Raw genomic sequence first — 9730 nt, forward strand, 5'->3', positions numbered from 1 at the left:
TGTTTCCCATCTGGAAACTGTTCTTGCAGATACCTCAAACTTCTCGGCAAGCTGCTCTTGCGTAAGATTCTTTTCTTTACGACATTGCTTTAAAAAAGCTCCAATCTTTTTTGTGTCCATGTCTCTACCTCTCTTCCACTTACAGCTTACCAATATGTATCAAAATTACCACGACATAAAACGAGAATCCGCTAATTTTCAACCGGACATCGTATGTCTAAAACAAATAAACGGTATTTTCACCCCAAAAGCATTCTATTCCTCTATAAATTAACCTTCTCTTTTATGTCTATCCATAAGTAGCAGAATAAACATAACAAACCATATCACCCATGCAATTAAACAACCGATTCCTATATGCCATATATCTATAATCATTCCAGCAATAAAAGGAATTGACATAAACATCATTCTCTTCCCATATGCCTTACACATAGCATTTTCATCATATTTTTTTCGTTCTTCTGCTGATTTCATATTATAACCAGACAAGAATTTGGATGCTTGTCCTTTTGACCTATAAAACCATATTCCAAATAAAAGCATAATCACTGCCATTGCAAAGTCAAAAATAATATAAATATAGAACATATAATGCCTTCCTTTCAGTCAATTCCTCAAACCAGAAGTTATTACTTTTTGCATAGTGTGTTTTCTAAAATGATAATTACCACGACATTAATCACAATAATCCCCAATGCAATATATACAAAAAATGCAGGCAAAATATTTTCAAGCAAGCCCATAATTAATGCAAGAATTGCTATAATAGACATTCCAACTCCCATTGTCCTGCATAACTTCTTTTCATCATATTTTTTCTTTTCTTCTTTTGAAGCTGTATTATATCCAGAAATAAACCAGCTTCCGTGTCCAGAAAGTAAAACTATAGAAAGTACAGCAAATATTACAAAGACAATCCACACTATCCAATCAGAACCTGTTGCTAAATCTGCTAATTTCAATTATAGACCCCTCCCTAAATTCCGTTTTTCTTAATTCTAAAAATCTGAAAGTTGTCTTTTAAGATTTCAATTTCGTTAAATCCTCTAAATACATTTCTGTATAACCACATTCTGGGCAGACTGCAACTCTAACATCATCTATAGTTGTCGCCTTTTGTTTTTCATCTACACGAACAACCATCCCATAGCCACCTCCATTAACTTTAAGTCTTAAATCTAATTTCATACTTGCTCCACACTTTTCACATTTCCTCATTGTTTATACCTCCAAATCCCGAATTTGAGAAAAAGCTCAAAGGACTTTTAATGTCCCTTATGCTTTTCTCTTTTCTTTCGCTGTTTTAGTTCAAACATTCGCTGTTCTTCCGCCTCGTTTTTCTTTCGTTTTTTTTCTTTACGCTCCTGTTTGTTCTGTTCCTGTTGTAATTTCAACGCCTGTTGTGATTTTGTACTAATGCCAGTTTCCAGCATCTGCTTTTTTGCTGAACGCTGCATCCGTTTCGGATTTCTTTTTATATCCTTTACAATAGCTTCAACAGCCGGACTGAATTTCAAACCGAAATAGTATTTTTGAATATATTCCTGCACTTCATAATCTTTTGGTTCTGCACCAAATGTTACCTTTGCCACAGATAATTTACCATCTTCAATACGCTCAAATATACCTACCCAAAATGGTTCTTCAAAATATACCGTCAGTTTTCCATTTACTTTGTCCATAAAAATCCCTCCTAAAATTTATTGGGCAAAGAATGGACAACCCGGAGGGGCAGGTTACTTACCCTATTTACATAGGACGGCCGGGCTACCTACCGGCTCTGGCACATCAAAGATGCACGTTGCGTTTTTATCTTTGTTTTGATAACCAAGCCATATGGCACGATTAACTTAATTCGGTAACTTTCGATTTACCTTCACTTTATTTTACCATAGTGCTTTCTAGAGTGCTATTCTAATATATACAAAAGTGTAAAAAGGCAATCTTATCGACTGTCACTTACAATCACACACATACCAGGTTTTTCAATACAATCTCTTCTGCACTGGCTTTTATATTATTCATTAACCTAACCCACTTCATCTGATCCTGTACCTTTAATTCTTCAGTTACACCCTGTTTTTCTACCATCTGTTTCATAAGCATTTCCACCTGTTCTCTGACTTCCTGATCGATCTGATTCAGATGTTCATTCAATTTTCCGGTCAATAACATGTATTGATATCTTGCTGATCTGTGTTCTTTTAAGAACTGCTTTCGTAACATTCCATATTTTCCATATGTCGGTTCTTCTTCTCTTAAAACCAGATCCGGCAAATAGCAATCTCCATGCAACGTATAGCTCATTCCATTTTTCTCATCATAAATCTGTTTTTTCATAGTCTAAATCTCCAATCCTTTGTATTTTGTTTTATTTTTCTTACGTTGTTGGTTTTCAATCTGGCTCTTTTGAGTTGCCCATTCCAACTGTTTCAGAACGCTTCCCTTTGGCATTTGTTCCATTCGACGCTGCTCTTCCAATTCCTTTTGTTCTTTAATATCCTGCTGCACTACATCCTCTACAACTTCTGTTCCCAGAATACGCACCACTCTGTCATATCTGTCCGAAGTCTCCTGTAAACGTTGATTATCATTTGATAATTTTCCATTTTCCTTACATACATCGTCTAACTGTTTCTGGATATTATCACATTCCTCAACAGATTTTTGATATTTATTTTTCCAGCTTTCTACCATTTTGTTAAGTTCTACAACCTTTCCAGCTAATGCAGCAATCTGATTTTTCATCTTGATAAACAATGGCTTGATTTTATTCTCCCTGTAAAGTACTGCACGTTCAAATGTTCCTGCCTCCGGTAAAAACGTCTTAATCATTCCATATTCTTTTATTTCCTTACTGGCATTATCCATAATTGGTTGCAGCACATTCCGTCGATCTTCCAGACTTTTTAGTTCTTTTTCTACGTCCTCTGCCCTTTGTTCTGCTTCTTGCTTCTCCCTAATTGCCTGTTCCTTATCGTCTTTTAAAATCTGGATATCTGCTCTGGATTCCGCAATCTGTGCTGTCAGTTCTTCATTTTCTGCAGTTAGATACTCTTTCTCCTGCTCCAGCTCCTGTACTTCCTTTTTTCGTTCTTTCTTCTTGAAGTTATAAACATCCAAATGTTCCTCATGAGTACCTTTCTGTTCCCATTCAATGCCATGTTGTTTTGCAATCCCTGCCAGAACTTCTTTTTCATGGTTCATCCACTGGTTTAACTCAGTATCATGCTTATTCCCACCTTGAAATCCAAGACTTTTTAATGCCTGTTTCAGCGAAACTCTGGTGTCCATTCCTTTTCCTTTCCAATCAGTCACATAAGGAATAAAATCAATATGTAAATGTGGAGTAGACTCATCCTGATGTAGATAACACCCAAATACCCGTAGCGTTGGATTCCGTTTCTGGAAGTCCTTTACATACTCATCCAGTACTTTTACAGCCTGACCTCCTTCTGCTGTTCCGACAGCCATATCTTCTCGATTTCCAATCTGGAAAATCACTTCATGGAACAATTTTTCCTGTTTTCCCTGCCGGATTTTTTCATAGTAATTTGTAATCTGCCGATCTTTTCTTTTTCCGATGTTGTATCTCCCCACAGCATCATCAAATAACTCTTTATAGACTTCCTTCAGATTTTCATTCTGGTAACAAATATTTAATTGTACTCTGTCCGGTTCTACATTCTCTGCGAAAAACTCTCTCCTGTTATGAGCCAGAGAGCCTTTCCCAATCATACCGCTAATTGTTCGTTTTATCATAATATTTCTCACCTCTTCTCTGAGCAAGTGCCAGATATGACACATAATTTTTATTTACGCCAGTCATGGCGATATTAAGAAATTTTCGCCGGATACGGCGGTTTTGTTACTTTTGTCAAAAGTAACGCAAAAGCACTTTCGACAGCCGTACCGTCCATCAAAAGTACCCTTGCGCCCTGCCGGGGGCTATCCAATCAAATTATTCCGGTATTCTTGCCTGTACATATTCCAGATCTCCGCAATATGATGTTCCCACCAGATACCATTCTCTTGCCGGATTCATCTCCATTCTTGTCCGTACCCACTTATCATCAACCAGCACCTCAAGACCTTCTCCACAGTGAAATCCCGTATCAATCCATAAGTCTGATGCCAACAATCCATATCTGTCATTACTGCTGTTATATCCTAATCTTCCCTGTTTCATCATATCTTTCTCCCTTCTTCACAACTATCAAATTTACAGTAATCTCACATTCCAGCCATAGTTTTCCGTCTGCACCTTACCAACTTTCTCCTTGTTTACTTCTCACAGGTGCGTGACACGCTCCTGTAAAAAGATAGTCAATAAGAACTGTTACCATCGAAAGCTCTCTTGCATTCCTTTTCTGTCCAGATACTCCTGCCGGAACTTTTCCCGTTCTTCTTCTGTTGGTGCAGTTTTGGATTTACTGTATACCTCACGATTTACCATTGCATCCAGCTTTTTCTCCAGACCTTTTCTTATATCATCTGCTTCCTGTTCCTGATCCAGTAAATGATATTTTATAATCTTTCCAAATAACTCCTCTGGAATCATAACGTTTTTCAAGCTCTCACCTTCTTACAATTTATGTAAGGACGCAACACTGCAATGTCTTTACAGATTGCAACCTTGCATTTTAATTCCGCATTTTCTATATACTCTGCAATGTTGCACCCTTAATTTATTCCGGCTTAACTTTATCTAAATCCCAATACCATGAATTGCCGATTCGTCTTGCCTTAATTTCAAGTTCCTTTTTTGCATTTTCCAGTGTTCTTTTAGAAATATTCAAATCTTCTGCCATATCAAAGATTTCACTGCTTTGCACAGAAGTTGATGTTTCTGCCAGTTCCCTCAGCATCTTCTTTGCCTGTTCCAGTTTATTTACCTTTGGCGCAATTCCACCAAGCACCTCATCTGCTGTGATTTCATAGTCACCTATCCACTCAAATCCTGTTTCTGTCAGGCGAAATGCTTTGGAATGCCCAAATACAGCCAAATTATTTTTAATCTGAACCACTGCTCTTAAATCCGGTTCTCCCTCTATTCTTCCTACCAGTAATACGCTTCTGGCTACTGCAAAAAAGTCAATCGAACCCATTCCTCTATATGCAGCTTTATTTCCCCCAGCTTTATTCATGTGTCCGATTAATAAAATTGCACATTTGTATTTTTCTGCCAACAAACTCAATCTTTTCGTCATATCCCTTGCTTCATTTGCACGGTTCATATCCATTGTTCCTCCAAGGTATGCCTGAATCGGATCTAAAATAAGCACTCTCGCACCAGTCTGTTTGATAGCAGTTTCCAGTCTTTCATCAATCATGGAAAGTGATTTTTCTGTTTCATCTATAACCATAATTCTTTCACAGACCGCTTCTGCCAGCTCCAGTCTGGGTTTTACTGTATCTGCCAGTCCATCTTCCGCTGTCTGATAGATAATATTTACGGGTTCTGTTACTTTCATATCGTTATCCAGACCTTCTCCTTTAGACAATCTTGCAGCAATATTTAATACCAGCGTAGTTTTTCCATCACCCGGATCTCCCTGAATAATCGTTAATTTTCCATAAGGGATAAACGGATACCAGAGCCAGTCCACTGTCTGGGACTGAACATCTGACATCTTTATCATTTTCAATTCTGTTTTATTCTCATTTCGCTGTTCCATAAATTCCTCCATTTTTCAAACTATTCTCGCCAATTATCTGTTGTTCTCTGGAAGAATCCCTGCTATAATCAACTTGTCTAGGGTTGACATTTGTGGATTCGTCCCCATTTGTCACATTGCTCCGGTTGTTCGTACTTCCGGAGCTTTTTATATTTTCATCATCCAGCATATCTGCCACCACTTTCTGCTGATCTGGATATAAGTGCCCATAAGTATTTAATGTAATGCGAATGTCCGTATGTCCAAACCTTTCTTTAATCATCAATGGTTGCACTCCCTTATTAATCAGAAATGCCGCATGACTGTGACGAATGTCGTGTACTCTTATCTTTTTTACTCCGGTCTTTTGAACCACCTGTTTTAACTTATGCTGTACCGCTTCATGAACCATTGGAAAAATCCGTTCATCTTCGGGCAACTCATACAGTCTGCTAATATAGTCCTGAATCTCTTTTTTCAGAAATTCCGGTATGGAAATCGTACGGTTCGATTCTTCTGTTTTGGGAGATGTAATCACGTCCTCTCCATGCATACGGTAGTAAGTTTTATTGATATGAAGTAGATTCCTTTTAAAATCAATGTCAGCAGGTGTAATGCTGAGTGCTTCGCCTTCTCTCGCTCCTGTCCAGAATAATAATTCAAACAGCACATAATATTTGCTTCCCAGTTCTATTCCGGTCATAAACTGCCGATATTCTTCAATTGTCCAAAACTTCATTTTCTTTTTTGAAGTCTTTCCCATACGTTTTACTTTGTCACAGGGATTATCTGCCAGATTGTAGATATTCTTCGCATGATTGAATAATGCCGTCATCTGATTCTGTATTGTTTTCAGATAATCATCTGAATATCCTTTTTCAATAATCGTATTCTGCCACTGGATAATCTCTGCTGGTGTAATACTGTTCATTGGTCTGTCCTTAAAATACGGTAACAGTTGAGCCTTCATCGTATCTCTTTTATTCTTGATACTCCTGTCCTTCAATGACTGAGACTTGTCTCGGAAGTAGACTTCTACAAACTCTCCCATTGTCATATCCATGTCTGCTTTCGCTGTTCTTTTATACTCCGCTTCAAAATTTAATGCTTCTTTCTTAGTGCGGAATCCTCTTTTTACTTTTCGCTTTTTGGCTCCTGTCCAGTCCTCATAATAAAATGAAACATACCAGGTTCCTCTTTCTTCATCTTTGTATGCTGCCATACTTTCTCACCCCCTTTACATTGCAATCTGGGAATATCCATAAAATTTCTTTTCCCAGAATGCTCTCGGTATCTTGCCCGCAACGGTCACATATCCCTGATCTGCAAGCTCCTTGTTCAGTTTGCGAAGCAGCTTGTAAGCATATCCAAGTGAAATCCCCATGCTCTCTGCAACTTCTTCCGCTGTAATCATATAGTTCTGTCTCTGCATATCATTTCCTCCTTATCTATAATTATCATTTTCACTGATACTATATCATTTTAAATAATCATTGTCAATAATTTTTATCTGTATGAATGATATTTTTCTATATTGTTGATTTTTATCATTTGTGATATACTGTTCTTAGCTTTTAAGGAGGTGGCTAATATGCAGGAATCATCTATTTCAGAAAAAATAAAAGAGCTGCGAACTGATCTGAAGATGAATCAGAAAAACTTTTCCGCAGCTATCGGTATACGTCAATCAACTTTATCCAGTTATGAAAATGGTGTGGTTACTCCCTCCAATGATGTGTTATTGACTATTGCTCAGAAATTTCATGTCTCTTTGGACTGGTTATTTGGATTATCTGAAAATAAAGTACAGATTTCTACTCTCAGCGATATTATTTGGGTTTTACTGCAGATGAATGAATCCAATGAACTCCGGTATGAACTGGATATAAATAATAAACTTCCCGGTGATATAGAAACAGAAACACAGAAATGGTACGCCGGACTTCGCTTTTATGGAAATGATCCGGAACATTCTTTAAACGCAGATATGTGTAATTTTCTTGCCGATCTGCAGGAGAACAGAGAAAGCCTGGAATCTTATTTCACAGGCAAAGATATGTTTGACATGTGGAAAAAACAGACGTTAGAATACTACACTTCCAAACCTGTCACCCATAAAGAAATTGAAGAACTGGATTTTGAAACACGAATCCGTAAACGAGATGAACTTTTAACACAAAAATTTTCCAATAACGAACAGAAATAGTATCATAACAGTATCACAGGCAGATATGCGAAGATTTTCATTTTCTTCCCATACCTGCCTGTTTTTAATTTATTCGCTATTCTTTACAGCCTTATTTTAAACTTTTTACACAACAGAAAAACCCCGGAAACCTTACGGTTCCGGGGTATCTTACGTTTGGACACAATGTACCTTGCGGTACTCAATATATATTAGTCAGTGATTACTCGATGATTGTAGCAACACGTCCTGATCCTACAGTACGTCCACCTTCACGATACTTTAATCCCGTTTTATCTCATATTTTTTATGGTTTTCTCTCCAAAATATAGTGAAAAACGGCTGATTTACACCATGTATTTTTATTCGCCTGATTTCTTGGCACCGTTTTGGCACCGGAAAATACTCAAAAAATTTTCTTCTACAGTTGCTGGATTCTGCTCTGCCAATTTTATATTGCACCGACAGTTTCAGACTGTTATAATCAGAACATGGGTGCTACCATAACGGTAGGCGGTTAGTCCTTCTCCAGAGGGACTGTGACCCTCTGATTACATAGAAACCTGTAAAGGAATCCAGTGGAAAGGAGGGCTAAGCCAATGAGTATTGTGGACTTCATAGCAGTAGTGAGCTTCGGCTTAACCTGCTTTAGTATCGGATATACATTAGGCAAAGATAATCATAAACCACAAAAATAACCGCCCCAGCCTGCAAACTGAACGGTTATTTTTGTAATCAATAAGTATGTGGACTAACCGTCTATCGGTAGCACTCTTTTTCTATAATCATATTAGCACGCATCTGTGGAAATGTCAAAAATTTTCTTCTTTCTCAACTACATCTATTTCCATACATTTTTACAACCTATTTCAAGTGTTCCTCAAAAATTGATTCGAGTTTCTTATTCCCCCTCAAGAATTCATACTCTTTCTTATTTTCAATTTCCGAATACAATTCACGAACAAAATTTTTTCCAAGTCCCGAAAAAGCTTTTCCCTGTGCAGTATCTTCATACCTGTAATACAAAGGGGATTGTGTCATATTCCAAGGCTTCTGTGATTCACTTAATAATCGCTTAATTAACTGGATACATTTTTCTACATCTTTTCGATATCCAGCAATCAGCAGATATGGAACTGTGTTGCCATAATTCCATAGTCCAAACAATGATATCATGTGATCTGTAATCTCAGCAATTTTCTCTGCTTTATCATGATTTCCTGTCTCTTCTTCCATTTCTATTAACTTATACAAGTAGCTTTGGATATTGATAACTGCCTGTAGCAATTTCCCTTCTAAGAATAATGCAGCAGTATCTGTTCCTTCCTGATGTGCTAATACACTTGTTTTCATAATCGTTGCATCAATTACAGTATCAGGAATTTTTTTCAAAAGGGCATTTGCTTCTTCATATTTCTCCATTTGGACATATTTTGTTGCAAGTATAAAAACGCTTGAATTTCTCACTCTTTCATCCTGACTATCTGCTGTTCGTTCCAGCCACTCAATAATAGCTGTATTATATTCCATTCGTTCTTCGTCATTAAGATCTGACAAAGTCAAAGATCCGTTCAGAACGGTTGCGATCGTATATATTAATAAGTCGCAATGAGGATACTCCTGTATTTTACGAGATGCCATCTCGAAAGCCTCTGTAAAGCTGTCCAATGAAACTTCCGAAAGTTCATTCACAAATTGTCCAATCTCTTTTTCTGTCAATTCTTCATGAAACGAAAACAATTCATTCATATCAATTTTCAATAGTCGTGCCAAAGCTGGAAGTAATGAGATATCGGGATATGTATTTCCCGTCTCCCTTAATTAAAGATATTGTTGGGTAAAAAAGAAAGGTCAGTCGATTTTGCCGATGAAGCGGTAGTAGATT

General features: G+C 37.3%; 14 protein-coding genes. 1 reads left to right on the top strand and 13 read right to left on the bottom strand.

Features of this window, described 5'->3' with window-relative positions; all coding sequences use genetic code 11:
- The 12 genes from GPK88_RS14240 to GPK88_RS14295 form a co-directional block, all read right to left on the bottom strand.
- A partial coding sequence (locus tag GPK88_RS14240) for a helix-turn-helix domain-containing protein (RefSeq protein WP_215707970.1) occupies positions 1–120 on the bottom strand: 120 nt, incomplete at its 3' end.
- A 150-nt stretch (positions 121–270) separates the two neighbouring features.
- A complete protein-coding gene (locus GPK88_RS14245) occupies positions 271–591 on the bottom strand; it encodes a DUF3784 domain-containing protein (RefSeq protein ID WP_008373564.1) in 321 nt (106 codons plus the stop codon).
- A 41-nt stretch (positions 592–632) separates the two neighbouring features.
- Entirely contained in the window at positions 633–965 is a 333-nt protein-coding gene (locus tag GPK88_RS14250) for a DUF3784 domain-containing protein (RefSeq protein WP_215707964.1), read from the bottom strand.
- 58 nt (positions 966–1023) lie between these two features.
- Positions 1024–1221 (bottom strand): zinc ribbon domain-containing protein, encoded by a 198-nt coding sequence (locus GPK88_RS14255; RefSeq protein ID WP_008373560.1) that lies wholly within the window; start codon positions 1219–1221, stop codon positions 1024–1026.
- Between the two features lie 47 nt (positions 1222–1268).
- Positions 1269–1685, bottom strand: a complete 417-nt coding sequence (locus GPK88_RS14260) for a YjdF family protein (RefSeq protein WP_215707965.1) — start codon at positions 1683–1685, stop codon at positions 1269–1271.
- Between the two features lie 283 nt (positions 1686–1968).
- Positions 1969–2343 carry a TnpV protein gene (locus GPK88_RS14265; protein WP_215707966.1) on the bottom strand — a complete coding sequence of 125 codons (375 nt, stop codon included), beginning with the start codon at positions 2341–2343 and terminating at the stop codon, positions 1969–1971.
- Positions 2344–2346: 3 nt separating this feature from the next.
- Entirely contained in the window at positions 2347–3765 is a 1419-nt protein-coding gene (locus GPK88_RS14270; RefSeq protein ID WP_275945175.1) for a plasmid recombination protein, read from the bottom strand.
- A 199-nt stretch (positions 3766–3964) separates the two neighbouring features.
- The gene (locus GPK88_RS14275) at positions 3965–4192 is read right to left on the bottom strand and encodes a DUF5348 domain-containing protein (protein WP_008373529.1); all 228 of its coding nucleotides are present in this window, start codon (positions 4190–4192) and stop codon (positions 3965–3967) included.
- Between the two features lie 150 nt (positions 4193–4342).
- A complete protein-coding gene (locus GPK88_RS14280) occupies positions 4343–4576 on the bottom strand; it encodes a complexin-2 (protein ID WP_330412578.1) in 234 nt (77 codons plus the stop codon).
- A gap of 115 nt (positions 4577–4691) precedes the next feature.
- Positions 4692–5693 (bottom strand): AAA family ATPase, encoded by a 1002-nt coding sequence (locus GPK88_RS14285; protein ID WP_195577751.1) that lies wholly within the window; start codon positions 5691–5693, stop codon positions 4692–4694.
- Positions 5665–6882 (bottom strand): site-specific integrase, encoded by a 1218-nt coding sequence (locus GPK88_RS14290; RefSeq protein ID WP_215707968.1) that lies wholly within the window; start codon positions 6880–6882, stop codon positions 5665–5667. Before GPK88_RS14290 ends, GPK88_RS14285 begins: the two co-directional genes overlap by 29 nt.
- 15 nt (positions 6883–6897) lie before the next feature.
- Positions 6898–7092 carry a helix-turn-helix domain-containing protein gene (locus tag GPK88_RS14295; RefSeq protein ID WP_055053915.1) on the bottom strand — a complete coding sequence of 65 codons (195 nt, stop codon included), beginning with the start codon at positions 7090–7092 and terminating at the stop codon, positions 6898–6900.
- 105 nt (positions 7093–7197) lie between these two features.
- On the opposite strand from GPK88_RS14295, the gene GPK88_RS14300 reads away from it, so the two are divergent.
- Positions 7198–7866: a helix-turn-helix domain-containing protein gene (locus tag GPK88_RS14300; protein WP_215707969.1), complete on the top strand. Its 669-nt coding sequence runs from the start codon at positions 7198–7200 to the stop codon at positions 7864–7866.
- A gap of 843 nt (positions 7867–8709) precedes the next feature.
- Here GPK88_RS14300 and GPK88_RS14305 read toward each other — a convergent pair.
- Entirely contained in the window at positions 8710–9594 is an 885-nt protein-coding gene (locus tag GPK88_RS14305; RefSeq protein WP_227750167.1) for an XRE family transcriptional regulator, read from the bottom strand.
- Positions 9595–9730 lie beyond the last annotated feature (136 nt).

The sequence above is a fragment of the Blautia sp. MCC269 genome, from assembly GCF_018785655.1.
Lineage (GTDB): Bacteria > Bacillota > Clostridia > Lachnospirales > Lachnospiraceae > Blautia_A.

What these genes read in the sequence shown, in the direction of transcription:
- GPK88_RS14245 (WP_008373564.1), bottom strand. Translation starts at nt 591, where the DNA reads ATGTTCTATATTTATATTATTTTTGACTTTGCAATGGCAGTGATTATG.
- GPK88_RS14255 (WP_008373560.1), bottom strand. Translation starts at nt 1,221, where the DNA reads ATGAGGAAATGTGAAAAGTGTGGAGCAAGTATGAAATTAGATTTAAGA.
- GPK88_RS14260 (WP_215707965.1), bottom strand. Translation starts at nt 1,685, where the DNA reads ATGGACAAAGTAAATGGAAAACTGACGGTATATTTTGAAGAACCATTT.
- GPK88_RS14265 (WP_215707966.1), bottom strand. Translation starts at nt 2,343, where the DNA reads ATGAAAAAACAGATTTATGATGAGAAAAATGGAATGAGCTATACGTTG.
- GPK88_RS14270 (WP_275945175.1), bottom strand. Translation starts at nt 3,765, where the DNA reads ATGATAAAACGAACAATTAGCGGTATGATTGGGAAAGGCTCTCTGGCT.
- GPK88_RS14275 (WP_008373529.1), bottom strand. Translation starts at nt 4,192, where the DNA reads ATGAAACAGGGAAGATTAGGATATAACAGCAGTAATGACAGATATGGA.
- GPK88_RS14285 (WP_195577751.1), bottom strand. Translation starts at nt 5,693, where the DNA reads ATGGAGGAATTTATGGAACAGCGAAATGAGAATAAAACAGAATTGAAA.
- GPK88_RS14290 (WP_215707968.1), bottom strand. Translation starts at nt 6,882, where the DNA reads ATGGCAGCATACAAAGATGAAGAAAGAGGAACCTGGTATGTTTCATTT.
- GPK88_RS14295 (WP_055053915.1), bottom strand. Translation starts at nt 7,092, where the DNA reads ATGCAGAGACAGAACTATATGATTACAGCGGAAGAAGTTGCAGAGAGC.
- GPK88_RS14305 (WP_227750167.1), bottom strand. Translation starts at nt 9,594, where the DNA reads ATGAATGAATTGTTTTCGTTTCATGAAGAATTGACAGAAAAAGAGATT.